Annotated in this window: 25 protein-coding genes and 2 tRNA genes; 18 read left to right on the plus strand and 9 right to left on the minus strand. The window is 47.6% G+C overall.

The window, feature by feature from the left end; genetic code table 11:
• Positions 1 to 61 precede the first annotated feature (61 nt).
• Complete coding sequence (locus C504_RS0102705; protein WP_041951546.1) at positions 62 to 1,246, minus strand: D-Ala-D-Ala carboxypeptidase family metallohydrolase; 1,185 nt, start codon at positions 1,244 to 1,246, stop codon at positions 62 to 64.
• A 151-nt stretch (positions 1,247 to 1,397) separates the two neighbouring features.
• Complete coding sequence (locus tag C504_RS0102710) at positions 1,398 to 1,838, minus strand: VOC family protein (RefSeq protein ID WP_018687767.1); 441 nt, start codon at positions 1,836 to 1,838, stop codon at positions 1,398 to 1,400.
• A 226-nt stretch (positions 1,839 to 2,064) separates the two neighbouring features.
• Here C504_RS0102710 and C504_RS0102715 point away from each other — a divergent pair, with 226 nt between their 5' ends.
• The 12 genes from C504_RS0102715 to C504_RS0102775 all read left to right on the plus strand — a co-directional run bounded on the left by C504_RS0102715 (position 2,065) and on the right by C504_RS0102775 (position 10,882).
• Positions 2,065 to 2,643: a cold-shock protein gene (locus C504_RS0102715; RefSeq protein ID WP_018687768.1), complete on the plus strand. Its 579-nt coding sequence runs from the start codon at positions 2,065 to 2,067 to the stop codon at positions 2,641 to 2,643.
• Positions 2,644 to 2,680: 37 nt separating this feature from the next.
• A complete protein-coding gene (locus C504_RS0102720) occupies positions 2,681 to 3,148 on the plus strand; it encodes a DUF192 domain-containing protein (protein ID WP_018687769.1) in 468 nt (155 codons plus the stop codon).
• A 102-nt stretch (positions 3,149 to 3,250) separates the two neighbouring features.
• A tRNA-Pro gene (locus C504_RS0102725) sits at positions 3,251 to 3,327 on the plus strand.
• Between the two features lie 200 nt (positions 3,328 to 3,527).
• On the plus strand, positions 3,528 to 3,929 hold the full coding sequence (locus C504_RS0102730) for a Kazal-type serine protease inhibitor family protein (protein ID WP_018687770.1): 402 nt from the start codon (positions 3,528 to 3,530) through the stop codon (positions 3,927 to 3,929).
• Positions 3,930 to 4,169: 240 nt separating this feature from the next.
• A complete protein-coding gene (locus C504_RS0102735) occupies positions 4,170 to 4,475 on the plus strand; it encodes an ETC complex I subunit (protein ID WP_018687771.1) in 306 nt (101 codons plus the stop codon).
• 74 nt (positions 4,476 to 4,549) lie between these two features.
• Positions 4,550 to 4,626: transfer RNA gene (locus C504_RS0102740), tRNA-Arg, on the plus strand.
• A 209-nt stretch (positions 4,627 to 4,835) separates the two neighbouring features.
• On the plus strand, positions 4,836 to 5,597 hold the full coding sequence (locus C504_RS18230; protein WP_018687772.1) for a phosphatase PAP2 family protein: 762 nt from the start codon (positions 4,836 to 4,838) through the stop codon (positions 5,595 to 5,597).
• A gap of 393 nt (positions 5,598 to 5,990) precedes the next feature.
• Positions 5,991 to 7,010 carry an amino acid ABC transporter substrate-binding protein gene (locus C504_RS0102755; RefSeq protein WP_018687774.1) on the plus strand — a complete coding sequence of 340 codons (1,020 nt, stop codon included), beginning with the start codon at positions 5,991 to 5,993 and terminating at the stop codon, positions 7,008 to 7,010.
• Between the two features lie 79 nt (positions 7,011 to 7,089).
• The gene (locus tag C504_RS0102760; protein WP_018687775.1) at positions 7,090 to 8,271 is read left to right on the plus strand and encodes an amino acid ABC transporter permease; all 1,182 of its coding nucleotides are present in this window, start codon (positions 7,090 to 7,092) and stop codon (positions 8,269 to 8,271) included.
• A gap of 3 nt (positions 8,272 to 8,274) precedes the next feature.
• Positions 8,275 to 9,411, plus strand: a complete 1,137-nt coding sequence (locus C504_RS0102765; protein ID WP_018687776.1) for an amino acid ABC transporter permease — start codon at positions 8,275 to 8,277, stop codon at positions 9,409 to 9,411.
• Positions 9,412 to 9,421: 10 nt separating this feature from the next.
• Complete coding sequence (locus tag C504_RS0102770; RefSeq protein WP_018687777.1) at positions 9,422 to 10,222, plus strand: amino acid ABC transporter ATP-binding protein; 801 nt, start codon at positions 9,422 to 9,424, stop codon at positions 10,220 to 10,222.
• A 36-nt stretch (positions 10,223 to 10,258) separates the two neighbouring features.
• On the plus strand, positions 10,259 to 10,882 hold the full coding sequence (locus C504_RS0102775) for a DUF2459 domain-containing protein (protein ID WP_169385076.1): 624 nt from the start codon (positions 10,259 to 10,261) through the stop codon (positions 10,880 to 10,882).
• Here C504_RS0102775 and C504_RS17080 read toward each other — a convergent pair.
• Both C504_RS17080 and C504_RS0102785 read right to left on the minus strand, forming a co-directional pair.
• Positions 10,837 to 11,973, minus strand: coding sequence for an FAD-dependent monooxygenase (locus C504_RS17080; RefSeq protein WP_018687779.1), 1,137 nt, complete (start codon positions 11,971 to 11,973; stop codon positions 10,837 to 10,839). The two genes, C504_RS0102775 and C504_RS17080, sit on opposite strands and share 46 nt — an antisense overlap.
• Positions 11,973 to 12,221, minus strand: a complete 249-nt coding sequence (locus tag C504_RS0102785; RefSeq protein ID WP_018687780.1) for a zinc-finger domain-containing protein — start codon at positions 12,219 to 12,221, stop codon at positions 11,973 to 11,975. Before C504_RS0102785 ends, C504_RS17080 begins: the two co-directional genes overlap by 1 nt.
• Before the next feature lie 108 nt (positions 12,222 to 12,329).
• Here C504_RS0102785 and C504_RS0102790 point away from each other — a divergent pair, with 108 nt between their 5' ends.
• The 3 genes from C504_RS0102790 to C504_RS0102800 all read left to right on the plus strand — a co-directional run bounded on the left by C504_RS0102790 (position 12,330) and on the right by C504_RS0102800 (position 14,279).
• Positions 12,330 to 13,088: an alpha/beta fold hydrolase gene (locus tag C504_RS0102790; RefSeq protein ID WP_018687781.1), complete on the plus strand. Its 759-nt coding sequence runs from the start codon at positions 12,330 to 12,332 to the stop codon at positions 13,086 to 13,088.
• Between the two features lie 76 nt (positions 13,089 to 13,164).
• Positions 13,165 to 13,980 carry a serine O-acetyltransferase gene (gene cysE / locus C504_RS0102795; RefSeq protein ID WP_026317169.1) on the plus strand — a complete coding sequence of 272 codons (816 nt, stop codon included), beginning with the start codon at positions 13,165 to 13,167 and terminating at the stop codon, positions 13,978 to 13,980.
• Between the two features lie 77 nt (positions 13,981 to 14,057).
• Complete coding sequence (locus tag C504_RS0102800) at positions 14,058 to 14,279, plus strand: DUF3126 family protein (RefSeq protein ID WP_035266389.1); 222 nt, start codon at positions 14,058 to 14,060, stop codon at positions 14,277 to 14,279.
• Between the two features lie 14 nt (positions 14,280 to 14,293).
• On the opposite strand, the gene C504_RS0102805 is transcribed toward C504_RS0102800, so the two are convergent.
• On the minus strand, positions 14,294 to 15,040 hold the full coding sequence (locus tag C504_RS0102805) for a hypothetical protein (protein WP_018687784.1): 747 nt from the start codon (positions 15,038 to 15,040) through the stop codon (positions 14,294 to 14,296).
• Positions 15,041 to 15,131: 91 nt separating this feature from the next.
• On the opposite strand from C504_RS0102805, the gene C504_RS0102810 reads away from it, so the two are divergent.
• Together C504_RS0102810 and C504_RS0102815 are read left to right on the plus strand one after the other, a co-directional pair.
• Positions 15,132 to 15,464, plus strand: a complete 333-nt coding sequence (locus C504_RS0102810; RefSeq protein ID WP_018687785.1) for a DUF6949 family protein — start codon at positions 15,132 to 15,134, stop codon at positions 15,462 to 15,464.
• 43 nt (positions 15,465 to 15,507) lie between these two features.
• Positions 15,508 to 16,035, plus strand: coding sequence for a gamma carbonic anhydrase family protein (locus C504_RS0102815; protein ID WP_018687786.1), 528 nt, complete (start codon positions 15,508 to 15,510; stop codon positions 16,033 to 16,035).
• Here C504_RS0102815 and C504_RS0102820 read toward each other — a convergent pair.
• The 4 genes from C504_RS0102820 to C504_RS0102835 are packed head-to-tail and all read right to left on the minus strand — an operon-like array spanning position 16,032 to position 18,896.
• Positions 16,032 to 16,451 carry an HIT family protein gene (locus tag C504_RS0102820; RefSeq protein WP_018687787.1) on the minus strand — a complete coding sequence of 140 codons (420 nt, stop codon included), beginning with the start codon at positions 16,449 to 16,451 and terminating at the stop codon, positions 16,032 to 16,034. The genes C504_RS0102815 and C504_RS0102820 overlap by 4 nt on opposite strands.
• The gene (locus tag C504_RS0102825) at positions 16,448 to 17,668 is read right to left on the minus strand and encodes a GNAT family N-acetyltransferase (RefSeq protein ID WP_018687788.1); all 1,221 of its coding nucleotides are present in this window, start codon (positions 17,666 to 17,668) and stop codon (positions 16,448 to 16,450) included. The genes C504_RS0102820 and C504_RS0102825 overlap by 4 nt, the downstream gene beginning before the upstream one ends.
• 50 nt (positions 17,669 to 17,718) lie before the next feature.
• On the minus strand, positions 17,719 to 18,435 hold the full coding sequence (locus C504_RS0102830; RefSeq protein ID WP_018687789.1) for a glycerophosphodiester phosphodiesterase family protein: 717 nt from the start codon (positions 18,433 to 18,435) through the stop codon (positions 17,719 to 17,721).
• Positions 18,432 to 18,896, minus strand: coding sequence for a RidA family protein (locus C504_RS0102835; RefSeq protein WP_018687790.1), 465 nt, complete (start codon positions 18,894 to 18,896; stop codon positions 18,432 to 18,434). The genes C504_RS0102830 and C504_RS0102835 overlap by 4 nt, the downstream gene beginning before the upstream one ends.
• 107 nt (positions 18,897 to 19,003) lie before the next feature.
• On the opposite strand from C504_RS0102835, the gene C504_RS0102840 reads away from it, so the two are divergent.
• The gene (locus C504_RS0102840) at positions 19,004 to 19,831 is read left to right on the plus strand and encodes a cell envelope integrity EipB family protein (protein WP_018687791.1); all 828 of its coding nucleotides are present in this window, start codon (positions 19,004 to 19,006) and stop codon (positions 19,829 to 19,831) included.
• Positions 19,832 to 19,853: the final 22 nt, after the last annotated feature.

Consider the following 19,853-nt stretch of genomic DNA (forward strand, 5'->3'; position numbering starts at 1 on the left):
TTAAATGTTGAAGTGAGGTGTGATTATCGGGAATCGTAAAGCCGAGTCGCTTCGGCTTAGATTATTTTTTACGGCGACAGCGCCAGTTCCAGTCACGATTCGGACCAATGTCGATGTGGACAGATTTTGTGTGGCAGTAAGTACCAACACCGCCGCGCCCAGGCATTGAGCGCAAATATTTAGCCAACGCCCATTTATCAACGCCCTCGACCTGAATATCAGCCGCAGCGCAATACATATGGAGTGAATTCTTAGCACCGCTCGCGCGTTTATTGCGTGATGGGCTGCGATAGCCTGATGTTACCACCGCTGGTTTGCCGTATTTTCGTTCAACCTGTTTGAGCACACGCACAAGCGCTGGTTTTAAACATTTAACATCAACGCTGCTGGTCTGCGTTTGAAGTCCGTTCGGCGCCAAACGTGCAAGACCTGCAGCGGATGCAACTTGAATAGGCTCATTTGATGAAGAAGAACTATTGCTGATTCCCAGAGCCCGCTGACGGTCGACACCGGGCAGGGCTGAGTTTGTGCCAGCTGCAGAGGCCGTTGCGATAATGCGCCGCGGCGCTGGAGCAGACTTTGCGGCTATCTTTTGAGAACCGCCAACAGGAACCGCTGGCTTTTTAGGCGCATTACCAAAGAGTGCGCTCAAAAATCCAGGACGATTCTTAGCAGGTTTAGTATTCACTTGGGGTGCCAGCGCCGCGGTTGCTATAGGAGCAGATGGCGTGATGGTAGAAAAAGAGGTACCAGCAATACTTGCGGTCGTAGACGTATCTGCAGGCGCAGGATTGATACCCGATGTAGAATTGCCAACCGGTGCAGATGCAGCCGCTGCGATGCGCTGTGTGGCAACATCATTTATATCGCTTGTTGCTTCGGCAATAACAGCTTGCGGGGCATCCGATACAATAGCTGATTGCCCTGCAAGCGATGCAACGGGTAATTGAGCTGTCGCGAGCGAGGGTACTTCTGTTTCAGATAAAGCCGTTAGCGCAACGTCTGAATCATCTTCTTCCTCATCCATCTCATCGGCCAAATCGGCGACTTCTTGTGAGCCAGACGCTTCAAGAACATCATCTTCGTTCAGCGCAAGAATATCAGACGTTTGTGGAATTTGAGGCGCGGCAGCAAAGCCTTCAGAGGTATTGATAGAAGAGCTTACGCATCCACTTAGAAAGATAGAGCCACATAAAGACGCAACGCTAGCCGTCAAATATCTGTTTCGCTTAGCTATGCGTCTCAAGCCCGTACCCCCGATTCCTGTGGTAATCGTAAAAATCTTACATGGACTTTGTTGGTAAACAAAGTCCTTACCACCACCCATAAGAAACTATAATAAATGCGATAATATTCAAATGAGGCAGAAAAATGAACTGAGTACTCTAAGGTACTCTTCACCAGCTGCCAGTGTTTTCCATAGAAGCCCACGGCTCCTTAGGTTCTAAGCGTTCACCTTTTTGCAAAATTTCAATCGAAATGCCGTCCGGTGAGCGCACAAATGCCATATGCCCATCGCGTGGCGGTCGGTTGATTGTCACGCCTGCATCCTGCAATTTCGCGCACAGTGCATAAATGTCATCAACCACATAGGCCAAATGGCCAAAGTTGCGTCCACCCTCATATTCTTCAGGGTCCCAATTATAAGTAAGTTCAAGGGCTGGTGCTTTACCCTCTAGGAAACTTGCTTTGTCTTCGGGTGCTGCAAGAAAGATTAGTGAAAAGCGACCTTTTTCATTGTCGATGCGGTCGACTTCCTCAAGGCCAAATTTGTTGCAGTAAAAATCCAATGATTCCTCAAGGTTTTTGACGCGAACCATGGTGTGAAGATAACGCATTGAATGCTCCTGACTAAAATCTCTATTTGTACCTGCGAATCTGTGCCGCAATGTTGTTTAATGCGACAATAGGGCGATGATTTAAAGCGGCAACCAAAAAAAGTTGGGTGTTTTTATTAAAACTTTACCTTTTGTTTATTCCGTATTGGTGCAGACAGATGTTATGCTTCGTTCGAATCAGGCCCGAACCTATGTGGTTAAACCTGTTTCCGAGGGGTAGTTTGTAATGAGTGAAAAGTCGCAGAGTCCAGAAAGCGCAGAATTCGTCGATCACAACGGCGAAAAAGTTGTATCTGTAGAGATTACCGGCACTATCAAATGGTTTGATATTGGTAAAGGCTACGGTTTTATAACACCTGACATTGCTGAATATGGCGATGTGATGCTTCACGTGACTTGCCTTAGACGAGATGGTTTTCAAACAGCCCTTGAGGGTGCGCGAATTGTTTGTGAAGCAAACAAAGGTCAGCGCGGGCTTCAAGCTTTTCACGTTCTGTCCATGGATACGTCCACAGCGGTTAATCCTGCCAGCAATGAAGTAAAAACTCACGAGCATATTGTCCCGACCAGCGGTTTAGAGCGTGTGCTTGTAAAATGGTTCAATCGAACCAAAGGTTTTGGCTTTCTGTCGCGCGGCGAGGGGACAGAAGACATTTTCATCCATATGGAAACCTTGCGCCGTTTCGGCTTAACCGAACTAAGGCCTGGGCAAATGGTTATCGTGCGCTTTGGCAATGGGGATAAGGGCCTTATGGCCGCCGAAATTTATCCTGACATTGGATTGCAGCCGCCTGCATCACATTGATATAGGGTAAACCACCTTTCTAACAGGCGTGTACCCTATGAAGATATTTATCAGCCTTTTCATGTTTTTCTTTGCCGCCGCGTGCGGTAACGCACAAGAACCAATGCGGCTGGACGTTCACGCAGAAAAACTGACGGTATATGATCAGGCAGAAATGTTGGGTCAGTTTGACATTGAGATTGCGCATACAGAAGCGCAAAGGTCAGCTGGCCTTATGCATAGAGTGGATCTGCCTGAAAGCAGCGGCATGCTCTTTGTCTTTGATGGTGAGGCGCAGCGATTCTTTTGGATGCAAAACACGCCAACACCGCTGGATATCATTTATGCCGATACCAAAGGTGTGATTGTTCATATTGCCCGTGACACCACGCCGTTTTCCACAACGCCGATTCCATCACGCGCGCCGGCTCAATATGCCTTTGAAATTCACGCAGGTTTATCACAAAAGCTTGGGATCAATGTCGGGCAGACGCTCGAACATCCAGTAATTGGTGCTGCTCAATAAAAAAAACGCAAAAAAAGCAAATTTATTTGGAATCTTTGCATTCTATGTATTGCTCATTTCCAATCAGCCGTGTAGTGGACTGCCAGCGTGGAAACACGAAGTCGGAGCGTAGCGCAGCCTGGTAGCGCATCTGGTTTGGGACCAGAGGGTCGCAGGTTCGAATCCTGCCGCTCCGACCATTTACTTCCCAACATTTCTAATAGTTATCACATACGTCGCTACCTCACTTAAACTTGTCCGCGGGTGCAAAATTGCCAAGTTGCAAGTTGTGAGCTATGGAATTCCTCAGAGAAATAAAATCATTTGTCGCTGATCCGCTGAAATAATGTGGAAGAAGCCAATAGATTAGCTGGTAACGCAGTCTTTGCGGAGGGAAACTATGCCGATACTCTGGTCAAATCTTATTCCTAGGGCTGCGACACTGCTGGGCGCCGCTGTCATTCTAACAAGCTGCACCGTTGTCGTTGAGGAAGGTGCGGAGCGTCCGCGACCACCACGCCCCGACCGCCCACAAATTTGCACGAAGGAATACAGCCCTGTCTGCGCCCGAGATGGCAAGGAACAGCGCACATTCGCCAATGCTTGCATGGCGCGCGCCAAGGGGTTCCGTCCTGTAAGTCAAGGCAAATGCCGCCCGCAGCAGAACGGTCCTTCAAAAGTGTGTACGCGCGAGTTTGCGCCCGTCTGCGCACAACGCAAGGGGTCCGTACGTAGCTTTTCCAATGCCTGCACGGCGCGCAGCGCTGGCTATCGCATCTTGCGCCCAGGCGAGTGCCGATAGAGCATAGGCTGCTGTAGCGTTTTGGTTCCTTGCAAAAGGAAACAACGAAATGCTGCATCATGGTGCGGTGTAGAAGGCGTATGTTTTGGATTGTTCTCACATTTTCTGACTTAACAACCATTATTTTGCATGGTACTTGCAGGTCAAAAGTTGGGTTGAGATCAGAGGTTCGCAGGTTCGAATCATGCCGCTTCAACCATTTTCCCAACGGCTTGCTCTATTCAATTAGGATTAAGATTAATGACCGCACGCATTTATAGCCCAGCAAAAACCGCAATGCAGTCCGGCAAGGGCAAAGCAAGCGTGTGGCTTGTCGAGTTTGATCGTTCTTCTGCTAAAAGCATTGACCCTCTAATGGGGTATACCTCGTCTGATGACACACAAGCACAGGTCAAATTGCGCTTCACCAGCAAAGAGGACGCTGTTGCTTATGCTCAAAAGCAAGGGCTGGCTTATCGCTTAGAAGAGCCAAAGCTGCAAAAGCGCCGCAACGCGACCTATTCAGACAATTTCAAATTTGACCGTAAGGTTCCTTGGACGCACTAGTGCGTCTATTTAATTATTTAATTGCCGAACAGCCTTGTCGAAGCCAATTGTAATGGCTAAGGCATGGCTTGTGTGGACCCGTAGCTCAGTTGGATAGAGCAGGTGACTTCTAATCATCAGGTCGAAGGTTCGAATCCTTCCGGGTTCGCCAAAATTCACTTCATCACACAGTACCGCGCTTTAAGGGCAGAATTAACCGCGCAAAGCGTCCATTATAGCTGCTCTGCTTTTAAACGGCTGTCATAAAACAAAGCTAAGCCTCCACCACGAATTCATGGCTCGCCCTATGGGGATCGTCAAATTGTGGGGGTAGGGTTGGAAAGAGTGTATCAATCTGTCAGGCAGATTAACCGTCCCAAGATGTTTGACGACACGGCGCTCAATATAAGCACGACCGCAGACAAGGTGTGGATGCGCTCATGTGGTAGAAGGCGCAACAATGGTTTGAAAATTTGGCCTGATGAATTCACTGTCTTTGTGGTTCTTGCCGCCGCATTCGTTTTTCTGGCAAGTCATTTTGACGGCCAAATCTCTCTTCATATGCGTCACACGAACAGCGATTTTTTCGCGTTCCTGCGCAGTGTCACCGATGCGGTAAAAGCGCATTACTATCTCATTCCAGCAGCGCTCATCATGGTAATCATTTCGTCGTGTGATTGGCGATGTCGCAATCTGCAGCGGCAAAAGCTGCTTGTGCGTTCTTATGAGCGTGCGGCATTTATCTTTGTTGCGATCTTAGGGCCTGGCATTATTGTGAATATTATCAAGCAATGTGTGGGAAGGGGCCGGCCGCGAACATTTGATGAGTTTGGACCTTATGTGTTTTCATCATTCGAGTTTTCGCACGTCTTTCAAAGTTTCCCTTCTGGGCATTCAGCAACGGCCGGCTCAATTGGTATGATTATCGCGCTTTATATGCCAGCAATTCGCTGGCCAGCATTAATCGCTTTCTCATTTTTGGCCTTCGCAAGGGTTGCGGCCAATGCACATTACTTATCGGATGTTATTGCCGGTTATTTGATAGGTGCCATGATGACGCTGGTGTTCGCGCGGTGGCTGGCAAGCCGTTCTGCCATGTTCAAGCTTATGCCGAATGCATTATTCCCCGTTCTTAAATGCTAATCTGATTACTCTAGGTAATGTTTTGAGTGTGGCTGCGAATCACAATGCGCGCTCAAGAGAACGTCTCGTTTGCGATGGCATATGATTGAGCGCGCGCCTTCTTTTTAATCGTGTTGCAGCAACACTGTGCGCGATGCCTTTATAACGGACATTTGCAAGGTGGCCCAGTTCCATAACGGTACGCCATTTACCTATCTATGTAGAAAATATGGTTTTTTACTTGACGGTTACGTAGTTTTGGCCTTGGATATGTCTTGGGTATTGGGAGGTACTGATAATTGTTCGTGATCTGGCGAGGGCCTTATTACGAAGTCATATAATCATATTCACAATAAATTATTTAGTACTCAGGCCCGTAAATCACAACTTGAGAAACCAAGGGGTTCAACTCATATGAAAACGAAAATTTTTACAGGAATGCTTGCGTCTGCTGCACTCGCACTAAGCGCATCAACAGCTTCTGCTGCAACGCTAGACGATGTTAAAGCTAAAGGCTTTGTACAGTGCGGCGTGAGCACAGGACTTGCAGGCTTTTCTGCACCGGATGATGCCGGCGAATGGTCTGGTATTGATGTTGAATATTGCCGTGGTATTGCAGCTGCTGTCTTCGGTGATCCAACGAAAGTTAAGTTCACTGCTTTGACTGCTAAAGAGCGCTTTACAGCTCTTCAGTCTGGTGAGATCGACGTTCTTTCACGTAACACAACATGGACAATGAGCCGCGACACGCAGCTTGGTTTGAACTTTGCTGGCGTAAACTATTACGACGGTCAGGGCTTCATGGTTCGTAAGGCTCTCGGCCTTAACTCAGCTCTTGAGCTTTCAGGCGCATCAGTTTGCGTACAAACAGGTACAACAACTGAATTGAACCTTACTGACTACTTCAAAGCTAACAACATGGAATATAAGCCAGTTGTTTTCGAAAAACTTGAAGAAGTGAACGCAGCTTATGCAGCGAACCGTTGTGACGTTTACACAACTGACGCATCTGGCCTTTATTCAATCCGTTTGACACTTGAAGATCCAGACGCACACACAGTGCTTCCTGAGATCATTTCAAAAGAGCCTCTCGGTCCTGTTGTTCGTCAGGGCGACGACCAGTGGTTCAACATTGCAAAGTGGACACACAATGCAATGGTCAACGCTGAAGAGCTTGGTCTTACATCTGAAAATGTTGATCTTGAAAAAGACAGCGATAACCCGAACATCAAACGTCTGCTCGGTGCAGAAGGCGACTTCGGTGAGTCAATCGGCCTAAGCGCTGATTGGGCATACAACATCATCAAAACTGTCGGTAACTACGGCGAAGTTTTTGATAGAACAGTTGGTGCTGGTTCACCGCTGAAAATTGAACGTGGCACAAACGCTTTGTGGTCTGATGGTGGTTTGCAGTACGCACCGCCTGTCCGTTAAGAGCTACGAAATATCATGGCCCATCCCTTTGGATGGGCCATTTTGTATTATAAATTCACATGCGTTTGGTGATTGAACAATGAATAACGACAGCAATGCTCAAAGCAGTAAAGCTTCGCTTTTATACGATCCCGTTGCACGCTCTATATTTTTCCAATGTCTGACTGTCGCTATTGTCGCTTGGCTCGTTTATGCCGGCGTTAATAATGCGATCACAAACCTTGAGAAAGCAAATGTTGCCTCTGGCTTCGGCTTTCTGACGGATCGTGCCGGCTTTGATATAAGCCAGTCATTGATAGAATATACGAATGACAGTTCCTATTTACGCGCCTTTTATGTCGGTTTGACGAACACATTGCTCGTTTCAGCTCTCGGCATATTTTTTGCGACAATTATTGGGTTTTCTGTCGGCATCGGTCGTCTCTCTAAGAATTATCTCGTCCGTAAAATCTGTATGATTTACGTCGAGACTTTGCGTAACATACCGCTATTGTTGCAGCTTTTGTTTTGGTACAAAGCCGTATTGGGTGTGCTGCCGAATGTTCGCGATGCGATGCAAGTCGGCGATATTTTCTTAAGTAACCGTGGCCTTGCCATTCCAAAATTCATTCCAGAAGCAGGTGCGTCTGCCATTTTATGGGCTGTGATTATTGGTGTAATCGCCGCTGTGATTGTCGGAAAATGGGCTAAACGCCGCCAAATGGCGACGGGGCAGCAATTTCCAACGATTATGGTCGGTTTTGCGTTGATTGTTGGCCTACCATTGCTTGCACTGGTTGTAACAGGCTTTCCGTTTACAATTGAAAATCCAAAACTTGGCGGATTTAACTTCAATGGTGGTTCGGTTGTCTTGCCGGAATTTGTCGCTTTGTTGCTTGGTTTGTCACTTTATACAGCATCCTTTATCGCTGAAATTGTGCGCTCCGGCATCTTAGCTGTATCCAAAGGTCAAACAGAGGCTGCTTACGCGCTGGGTGTTCGTCCGAACATTACAATGCGTAAAGTGATTGTGCCTCAGGCGATGCGTGTGGTTATTCCGCCGCTAACAAGCCAATATTTGAACCTTACCAAAAACTCGTCTTTGGCGGTTGCGATCGGATATCCTGATCTTGTTGCTGTTTTCTCCGGTACGGTGCTGAACCAGACCGGACAAGCGGTTGAGGTTGTTTTGATGACAATGCTTGTCTATCTGGCAATTTCACTCATTACATCGACCTTCATGAACTGGTTTAACAGCCGCGTATCGCTGGTGGAGAGATAAACCATGGCACAAGATCGAAATCACTCACTTGCATATGTAAGAACTGAAATGGTGCAGGAACAACCTGCACCCATCAACGCCAAAGGCCCTGTCGCTTGGTTGCGTCAGAACCTCTTTGCAACAATCCCGGATACATTATTCACGATCTTTGCATTATTACTGCTCGTTTATATTATCCCGCCTATGTTTCGCTTCCTGATTGCGGATGCGATTTGGACAGGTGACAACCGAGAAGCTTGTATTGTGCCAGGTGCTGGTGCTTGTTGGGCCTTTGTTGATGCAAAATTCGCTCAATTTATGTATGGGCGTTACCCATTCGAAGAGCGTTGGCGCGTGGATTTAACAGGTATCCTTTTGGTTGCTGGCGTAATTCCGCTCGCAATGCCATCTGTGCCTTATAAAAAATGGAACGCTATTTTCGTTCTCATTATTTTCCCAATTTTGGCGTTCATTCTGCTAACGGGAAAGCTTGGGCTAGAGCCGGTTCAAACCTCTCTATGGGGCGGCCTGTTGGTCACGCTCGTCGTTGCCATTGTTGGTATCGTCGTTTCGTTTCCATTCGGCATATTCTTGGCGCTTGGGCGCCGCTCTAATATGCCAATCATCAAGATGCTCTCGATTATCTTTATCGAGTTCTGGCGCGGTGTACCGCTTATTACGGTGCTGTTTATGTCGTCGGTAATGCTACCGTTTTTCTTGCCCGATGGTGTTTCTTTCGACAAATTGCTGCGTGCATTGGTCGGTGTAACACTGTTTGCTTCAGCCTATATGGCGGAGGTTATTCGGGGCGGGTTGCAGGCAATTCCAAAAGGTCAGTACGAAGCGGGTGACGCTATGGCTCTGACATTCTGGCAGAGCACACGTCTTATCATCTTACCGCAGGCGTTGACGCTGGTTATTCCGGGCATCGTGAACACCTTTATCGGTCTGTTTAAAGATACGACACTTGTTCTGATTATTGGTATTTTCGATCTTCTAGGCATTGTTCAGCTTAACTTCACAGATGCGAACTGGGCCTCTTCGAAAACACCTGCGACAGGCTTGATCTTCGCAGCTATTATTTACTTCATTTTCTGTTTCGGCATGTCACGCTATTCCATGTATATGGAACGTCGTCTCGACACTGGCCACAAAAGTTAGGATTACTAAAATGGCAACTGATAACGCCGTAAAAGACGAAAAGGGCGTCGATCGCTCAAAAATGCAAGTGTCAGATACTGAAGTGGCCGTTGAAATTGACGGTATGCACAAATGGTATGGCGACTTTCATGTGCTCAAAGACATCAATCTAAAAGTCATGCGCGGCGAGCGCATTGTTATTGCTGGACCGTCAGGTTCTGGCAAATCGACAATGATCCGCTGTATCAACCGTCTGGAAGAACACCAGAAGGGCAAGATCGTTGTTGATGGAATTGAGCTCACCAATGATTTGAAAAAGATTGATGAAGTGCGCCGCGAAGTTGGCATGGTGTTTCAGCACTTTAATCTTTTTCCGCATCTCACAATTTTGGAAAACTGTACTTTGGCACCAATTTGGGTGCGTAAAACACCCAAGAAGGAAGCTGAAGAAACAGCAATGCACTTTCTTGAGCGCGTTAAAATTCCTGAGCAGGCGCATAAATATCCAGGCCAGCTTTCCGGTGGCCAGCAGCAACGTGTGGCGATTGCACGCTCTTTGTGTATGAACCCGCGCATTATGCTGTTTGATGAGCCAACATCAGCGCTTGATCCAGAAATGATCAAAGAAGTGCTCGATACAATGGTTGGTCTTGCAGAAGAAGGCATGACAATGCTTTGCGTAACGCACGAGATGGGCTTTGCGCGTCAGGTTGCGAACCGTGTGATTTTCATGGACCAAGGTCAGATTGTTGAACAGAACGAACCAGATGAGTTCTTTGACAACCCGCAACATGAACGCACAAAATTGTTCTTGAGCCAGATCTTGCATTAATTGCTGCTGCGTATCTTTAAATATTTTGCGGGCGCCGTGATCATCTTGATCGCGGCGCTTTTGCTTGGGGCCGTGCCTTTTCCTGCTACCATCAGTAATGATGCTCAAGGCGATGAGACCATCACGATCTATGTTCTTTCTAACGGTTTTCACTCAGATATCGCCGTGCCGAGGCTTGGCGGTGACACGTTTGAACGGTTGGACCTTATAGAAGATGATTATCCCGTCCAACTTGACCAAGTTGAATATTGGGCTTTGGGCTGGGGATCGAAAACCGCTTACACCAGCTTGATGGCCGTATCAGATTTAACACTTAGCATCGCTGCCAAAGCACTCGCATTTGATGAATCTGTCATGCACATCACGCCGCTTGGCGCTTTGGCGGCAGGGGAAAATGTATATGCGTTCGAAATATCTGTGCCGCAATATGAAGCTTTGCTTGAAGACATGAAACGCTTCTTCTCAAGCACGGAGCCGCTGGATGTCACGCAAGGTTTTGGCGATCGTTTTTACAAAGGCAAAGGGCGCTTTGCGCCTTGGCTAAGCTGCAATACATGGACGGGCAGACGCTTGCGAGAAATTGGCATTGGCGTTGGCGTGTGGACACCAACATCTCAGTCGCTTGAATTAGGGCTCCAAGCGGTTGCATCAAAGCCATAAATCCAGTTTTGCCGCGCCATAAGACGTTTTGCGCCAAGCAGAGCCATGCTCGAATTACGTGCCAGAGCCAGCGGGGCGGGCAGGTGGTAAATATGTTTGTTTTGCCGTGCCAGCGCCGCAACTTTTTCTGAACGATTTTCGCGAAAGCTTGCCCATTTTTGCAAAGACTGAGAATCATCGTCCAATTTGGCGATGGCTGTCGCCAAGGTAAAAGCATCTTCAATCGCCATAGCGCCGCCTTGTGCTGCAAAAGGCAGCATTGCGTGCGCTGCATCGCCCATAAACACAAATGGAGCGCTCATGCGGCTGGGTAGGCGCGGCGCAGCGCGCAGCGGCCAATCAAGCCATTCTTGGTCGCCCTTAAACAATGGCGTCCATTTGGATGACCATTGATTAAAACCATCATTGATGTGAGTTCCGACAGGCAGAATCGCAACCGCATTCAGCTCCAAGCCTGATGCGATAGGGTATGTTACCAGATGGGCAGAACGTCCAAGACATAAAGTCGTTGAATGATTTGAGAAAGCTTGAGGACGCTCGTTCATCGGCACTGTCGTGCGCCAAGCAATGAGGCCCGTATCAACGGGTTCCAGTGCAAAACATTGCTTGCGCAGTTTGGAGTTCACACCGTCGGCCGCAATCACAAGATCGAAAAAATCGCCGAATATATCAGCTTGGCCATTCTCAAGCGGCACGCGTTCTATTTGTGCGCCAAGATTAATCGCAATGAAAGGCGAGCGCTCACAGGCTTGCGCCAATGCTAATTGAAGGTCCGCGCGGTGAACTGATAGATAGGGCGCGCCGAATTGTTTTTCGATTGATGCGCCCAAAGGCAATTGCACGATATGGCTGCCCGAACGGCCTGCATAAATATCGATTGAACGCGGTGCACTGGCAAAACCATTGATTGCCGACATTAAACCAAGCGCTTGAAGCGGTTTTACCGCATTAGGCGATAGTTGAATGCCAGCACCAACTTCCTTTAAAGCTGTCGCTTGTTCAAAAATTGTTGAACTTATGCCGCGCGCTGCCAATGCAAGAGCACACGTGAGCCCTGCAATACCGCCACCAACAATGGCGATCTTACGCATTAAGCAGCTTTAGAAATATCAAACGCACACCCTAGCGGTGTCGTTTCTTCAGCTTTAAGTGCGCTATTGTAAACGTAAAGTGTTGAGCAATAAGGACACACTTTTTCTGAATCGCTACCCATATCCAAAAACACATGTGGATGGTCATAAGGTGGTAAAGCACCAATGCACATGAATTCCTTCACGCCAACTTCAATGCGCGCATGTCCTTCACTATTATGGAAATGAGGTGTTTTGCCGCCAGCCATACTAAATTCTCCGCTATATCGCTCAAAAGCTATTGTCTTTCTATGCTCTAGCCAATCTTGAATAAAATTTCTACATAGCAAATTGGCTTTCTCAACCTTGGATCAACAATGCCTGACTTTATTCATGACGAATTGAACTTCGAATTCCTCGATGAAGGACCGCGCGACGGTGCGCCGATTTTACTGATTCACGGCTTTGCCTCCAATAAACGGGTCAATTGGGTAAGCCCCGGCTGGGTGCAAACGCTCACGGGCGCCGGATACCGCGTGATTGCACTAGACAATCGCGGTCATGGCGGCAGTGACAAGCCACATGAGCCAGAAGCCTATATGCCGGAAAAAATGGCCGATGATGCCGCAGCCTTGCTGGATCATCTTGATATCGCGCAGGCGCATGTCATGGGCTATTCGATGGGCGCACGTATTTCGGCGTTCTTGGCGCTTCGTCATCCTGAAAAAGTAAAAAGTGTGATTTTCGGCGGCCTTGGCATCGGCATGGTCAAAGGTGTCGGCGAATGGGACCCAATTGCTGACGCGCTGCTTGCGCCTTCGCTTGATGATGTAACACACGAGCAGGGGCGTACTTTCCGCAAATTTGCCGACCAAACAAAATCAGATCGATTTGCACTAGCAGCATGCATAAAAGCATCGCGCACGCTGGTTTCTGAAGATGATATTGCCAAAATTAAAGCACCAGCGCTTATCGCCGTTGGCACAAAAGACGATATTGCAGGCGATCCTGGTGCGTTGGCAGCACTGATGAGCAATGCGCAAGCCTTTGAAATCGAACGCCGAGACCATATGTTAGCGGTGGGCGATGCATCGTTCAAAAAAACTGCATTGAGCTTTTTAAATGATCAACTTTGATTGATTTAGCTCCCGTGTTACTTTTGTGCTCTAAATGATGCTCAAAAATGAGCTGCAACGAATAATGGAACTGACAATGTCATCTTCAAATCCAATCGCCACGCGTGAAAAGATCAATCCTGTTGATCCCATCTGGTCGTCCATTCGCCATGAAGCGCAGGACGCGATCAAAGATGAAACATTGCTCGGCGCATTCATGTATTCGTCTATACTCAACCACAAAACGCTTGAAGATGCCGTTGCGCACCGGATAGCCGAACGTCTTGATCATGCCGATGTGCCTGCCGATATTATTCGCCACGCATTTGGCGAACTTGCACAAAGCGATGATCAGTTCGGTCATTTTATGCGTGTCGATATTCAAGCTATCTATGACCGCGATCCAGCATGCCGCCGCTATTTGGAGCCTGTGCTCTATTTCAAAGGCTTTCACGCCATACAAGCGCACCGTCTTGCCCATTGGCTTTTAAACAATGGTCGCCGCGACATGGCGCTTTATATTCAAAGCCGTTCGTCATCAGTATTCCAAACGGATATCAATCCGGCTGCGCGCATCGGTAAAGGGATATTCCTTGACCATGCAACAGGATTGGTTGTTGGCGAAACTGCGGTGATTGGTGATGATGTTTCTATTTTGCACGCTGTAACGCTTGGCGGTACGGGCAAAGAAGGCTCTGATCGCCATCCAAAAATTGGCAATGGTGTGTTGATTGGCGCTGGTGCAAAAATTCTTGGCAATATCAAAATTGGACATTGCTCTAAAATTGCCGCTGGTTCTGTCGTTTTGGCTGAAGTTCCGCCGATGAAGACAGTTGCTGGTGTGCCTGCAAAAGTCGTTGGCGATAGCGGATGTTCAGAGCCATCACGCGCGATGGACCAATTGATTGGATAATCATCTGCCAAGAGGTTGCGCTGAATCAATGAGCATGGTTCACAGCGATCACTTAAATTATAACATAAAGCCGGAGAATGAGCGTGAACGCTGACGAATTAGCACTGCTAACAAAATATTTTCGCAAGACATTTAACAACCCAACATTGGCTGTCAAAGCGCGTCCTAAGATCAAAGATTCTGCTGAGCTTTATATGGGCGAGGAGTTCTTGGGCATTGTAACGAAAATCGTTGATGAGGGCGAAACCTCTTACGATCTTTCGATGTCTATCTTGGATTTCGATCTCGAAGATCTTTAAGCGTTCTAAACTAATTATTTGCCGGCTGATATGCGGTCGGCAAATGCATTGAGTTCTTTTGAGAAACTCTGCCATTCGACAAGCTGCGATGTAGCAAAACGAAATTTCGCTTCAGACGTATTACCGATAAATATATCTGTCTCGCAGGGCAAAAGCAGCCCGTCGCCTGCAACAGTCGACATTTGGCATCGCGCAATAAATTCTGGGCGATCTGTGCCTTGCGCCAAGCCGTAAACAAGCTTTTCATTCACATAACCATATTCATTCAGCAGCGGTGCAACATAAAGGCCGTTGTTCATTTTCTTGATTTTCGTTTGATCGATTGCATCAAGATAAACGGGCTGAAAACGATCCGCCATGTCAAGAAAACTGCGGCGCTTGGTGACGCTCGCCAAAACAAGCTGAATTTCTTTTGGGTTGGCTTCACGAAAAGCAGGAGCAAGTTCGACAGTGTAGCCGCTCTGCGAAGGCCAATGGATATAAAGGTCAATGCGTGACGTGCTGCCGCCAATACGTTGGTTCGCATGCCGGATCATATTGGTCGGAATTTGAAAGCTATCGCTACCAATGCTGATCGGCAAAGTGGTTTCATCCATTGAATGGCCAGCATGGCTCATTCGCTCGCCATAGAGCGGACCAAATAAATACAGCGCCAATGACAAGACAGCCAGAATGCCAAAGGCAGTAAATACCCGCCAAACGATGTGAGGTAGGCCGTGGCTTATAACTTCTTGCGATGGGTTCATGGCCTGAGCGGACATTAACTACTCCGATAGAGTCTGGAATCAGGTGCTAGGCACACCCTCTATTGAGCAGTATCATGGTAAATAGTTAGTAAAGAGTGTGCGTGTAATGTTTGTTTTAATGATGATTATCGCCGGAATGGCGGTGGCGCTGGCAATATATTTTCTATTGTCGGCCATATTCGCCGCCGAGCCCAATATGGATATTCACACTGTTGAAAATCTAGGCGTTGTTTTTTCAACATTTGTTTTTGCATTTTGCGGACCCGTTTTGGTTTTAAAGCTCTGGTTTTTCGATGAAAATCGTCACGGAGAAGAAAAGTCAGGGGGCTTGGCACTTATCGCAAATGGCACGATTGCACTTTTGTGGAGCGGTGTTTTAGGCTTCATCGCAACACGTTCAGCCTATCTAGCGCTTGAACCGTCGCTGTTGAATATTTAGGCTTGGTAACACAGTACACATTGAACAGGTTCGGAGCACTCAAATGACGCTATATAATTTGGCTGACAAAAAGCCCGAATTTCAAGGTGATGGACCAGCATTTATTGCTGATGACGCGCAAATTATTGGCGATATTGTGCTGGGCCAAGACACAGGCATCTGGTTTGGCGTGGTACTGCGCGGTGATAATGAACAGATCAATATTGGCGCGCGAACCAATGTGCAGGAACATGTCTGTATGCATACTGATATGGGCTATCCGCTGACCATCGGCGAGGGGTGCACGATTGGCCATCGCGCTATGCTGCATGGCTGCACAATTGGCGAAAACTCACTGATCGGCATTGGCGCAATTGTTTTAAACGGCGCAAAAATTGGCAAAAATTCACTGGTTGGTGCCGGGGCGCTTGTCACAGAAGGCAAAGAGTTTCCCGAAAACAGCTTAATTGTCGGTTCACCAGCCGAGGTTGTGCGCACTTTGGATGAAAATTCAGCACAAAAACTGCGCGATTCAGCTGCAAATTATGTTCAAAATGCCAAACGCTTCAAGAAAGATCTCAAAGCGCTCTAAAGCGCATTGCGAATTTTCTCTGCATGAGTAGCCAATAGTTCATGATCTGCCATTTCCCCCGTATGGCGTTTAAGCGGAACGCCCTCATAACGTGGAATAATGTGAAAATGCAGGTGAAAGACTGTTTGCCCTGCAGGTTCTTCATTGAATTGGCGAATGATAATGCCATCAGCGTTAAATGCTTTTTTGACTGCAACGGCGATCTTTTGCGTCACGACGATCAAGCCGCCGAGTGTCATAGGAGCAGCATCGAGTAAATTGCGCGATCCAGTTTTCGGTATAACAAGACAATGCCCGTCTGATTCAGGCATTACATCCATAAATGCAAAAGTATCATCATCTTCATAGACTTTGTGAGATGGAATTTCACCAGCTATAATCTTGTTGAAAATATTATTGGGATCATACTGCGTCATGCGTTTCTACTCTTTTTAAATGGACTGTGATCGCTGAGAATCGTTCCGAAATGTGCCACTTCTGCACGCTCATGTTCAAGGTAATCCGCAACAGCGCGGTTAAAACTTTCATTGGGTAGATAGTGTGCAGAGTGCGTGATGGTTGGCATATAGCCGCGTGCGAGCTTGTGCTCGCCTTGCGCGCCAGCTTCCACATATTTCAACCCACGCTCAATCGCAAAATCAATCGCTTGGTGGTAGCAAACTTCAAAATGCAAAAACGGATGATTTTCTGTGCAGCCCCAATGGCGGCCATAAAGCGTATCGCCGCCAATAAAATTGATCGCACCAGCAATATATTGGCCATCGCGTTTTGCCATAATCAGTAAAATATCATCCGCCATTGTATCAGCAATGATGCTGTAAAACTGACGATTGAGATAGGGCCGCCCCCATTTGCGCTCTCCGGTATCTTCATAAAACACATAAAAAGCATCCATGACTTCTTCGGTAATATCGGAGCCCGTTAGCCATTCAATCGTGATGCCGTTTTGCAGCGCGTTCGCGCGTTCTTTCTTCAGGTTTTTGCGTTTGCGTGATGCCAGCGTGCCCAGAAAATCATCATAAGTTTCATAATTATCATTGCGAAAATGAAACTGCTGATCCATCCGGTGCAAGAAACCTGCAGCCTTTAAAGCGGCAATATCGGCTTCTTCACCAAAGGTAACATGCGCGGATGAAAGATTAAGCTGCTGCGTCAATTGCGTAATCGCTTGCGCCAAGGCTGCACGCGCCGCATCCACATTAACCGAATTGGAAACCAAAAGGCGCGGGCCTGTCGCGGGCGTAAAAGGCACTGAAGCCTGATATTTGGGGTAATAACGGCCACCGGCGCGCTCATAGGCATCGGCCCAAGCATGATCGAACACATATTCGCCCTGGCTGTGTGACTTGATATAGCCAGGTACAACGCCGTGTATGGTTCCCTTATTATCTTCTAAAACAAGATGCTGTCCCAACCAACCAGTGTCACGGACAGCGCAGCCTGAGGCTTCAAGCGCACTCAAAAAAGCGTGACTTATGAATGGGTTATAAGGAATACTAGATTCAGTTTTTGAAGAGCCAGAAAGCTTTGCCCAATCATGAACACTGATCGAGTTTATCTTTTCCTGCACCCGAATTATAAATTCGGCGTCAGAAGACGAATTAGATTCGGAGGCAGGCGGTGTTTCACTCATACAGACAGATTTAAGGCTGCGCGATACATGTGCAAGGCATGAAAACGCATTTACGGTAAAAAGCCTTCAAAAGTCATCTGATCGGCATGCTGTTTTGTCAGCTCAACATCTTCCGGTGTGCGAACCGTCCACGTGATGACAGGCATTTTGCGCGTTTCACGCATTTCAGAAACAAACGCATTGGGTAGCTCTTTGACATAGAACGAAACAAATTCAATTCCATAGTCTAGCGCAGCACGGTGTTTCTCTAATGCGTCTTCTGTCATGCCCATTGCTGTTAAGCCCAGCGGCCGCTTGGAACCTGTATCGCGAAATGCTTGCAGCAAATCATGTTCAAAACTCATAACAGCAATGTCGCCATCATAATCCTGAACTGCATCTGCAACCGCATTGGCAAGACGAATGGTATCGGCTTGATTGCCGTCGCCCTTCATCTCGATCACGACTGGCACCTTGCCGCCCACGGCGCCAAGCACTTCTTCAAGCGTGTTGACGACATCATTGGTGCCGCCAAGTTTAATTTTAGCAAGATCAGAAGCGCCAAGTGCTTTGAGGGCGCCTTGGCTTGCGGTCACGCGGTCCAATGTGCTGTCATGAAACACCATTGCGCGGTCATCATTTGACAATTGCACATCAAGTTCAATGGCATAGCCGTGCTCAACAGCGCCAAGCATTGCGCCCATTGAGTTCTCAAACACAGCATTATTGCCATCGTGCAAACCACGATGAGCAATTGGCTGGCGCGTTAGAAACGATAAATCGCTCATTTGACTTCGATAATCGCTTCGATTTCAACCGCAGCATTAAGAGGCAGCACAGGAACACCAACCGCTGAACGCGCATGGAAGCCAGCATCACCCAAGACTTCTGCTAGAAAATCAGATGCACCATTTGCAACCAAGTGTTGATTGCTAAACTCTGGATCAGAAGCGACAAATACAGTGATTTTCACAAGACGCTTGATGTTTTCTAAATCGCCAAGGGCAGCTTTGGCCTGTGCCAAAATATTGATTGCACATTGGCGTGCTGCTTTTTGACCAAGTTCGAGATCAACGTCTTTGCCAAGCTTGCCTGTTGCAATCAGCTTGCCATCTTCAAGCGGCAGCTGGCCGGATGTCAGCAAAAGCTCACCAGAGCGAATCCAAGGCAAATAATTTGCAGCAGGAGCCGCAGCCTCTGGAATTGTTACGCCCATTGCTTCCAAACGTTCTGAAATTGTACCGCTCATTGAATGCTCCTGTTAACCTGATGCAAAAATTGATTGTAAATAAATATCTTCTGCCTCGCTTCTGCCACGAGAAATTCTATATTCAAGTCAAATCTTAGAGGAAACCTATGCGTCCAATTTTTACCAAGTATCAAATTGCCTTATCTTGTGCAGCACTGGCGGGCTTTATCGTGCCGGCAAACACTGCTTTTGCTGAGGTTAATCTCGTGCCGCACCGCGCTGTCTATGACGTCAACTTAGACGAAGCATCCGAACGCAGCGGCATAAATGGCATGAGCGGACGTATCGTTTATGAGTTTCGCGGCTCAACCTGTGAGGGCTACACGACGAGTTTCAGGTTTGTGAACCGTGTGACGGCGCGCGGCGAATCAAATGTCACCGATCAACGCACCTCCACATATGAAGATGCTGAGGGTGAAAATTTCCGCTTTGTCACGCAAACCTATGTCAACGATAAGAAAGATCGTGAGATCGAAGGCAGTGCTGTTTCGAAAAAAGACAACACGGCCGTGGCATTGGCAAAGCCTGACGAGATTAATCTGGAATTGTCGCCAGCGATGTTCCCAACGGCTCATATCGTTGACTTGCTCAATCGCGCAGATGCGGGCGAAACCTTTTTTGAACTGCCAATATTTGACGGTTCTGATGGCGGCGACCGTGTTCTCTCAACGACAGTCATCGTTGGCTCTGAACAAACAAATGCAGATGAAGACAAGGCTGTGCTGGGCGCAATGGCAGATGATGATTACCGCAAGGTGACAATCTCTTATTTTGACAAGGCCGATAAGCAAGAAGCGTTGCCGGAGTACACAATTGCTTTTAAACTTTACGACAATGGCGTGACCCGTGATTTGGAAATGGATTATGGTGAGTTTTCATTGACAGGAAAGATTACAGACCTTGAGTTGATCGAAGCGGAAAGCTGCGAAGACTAGTTTCTGCGAGGCTCTATTGCAT

Origin of the sequence: Ahrensia kielensis DSM 5890, from assembly GCF_000374465.1 — a bacterium.
GTDB lineage: Bacteria > Pseudomonadota > Alphaproteobacteria > Rhizobiales > Rhizobiaceae > Ahrensia > Ahrensia kielensis.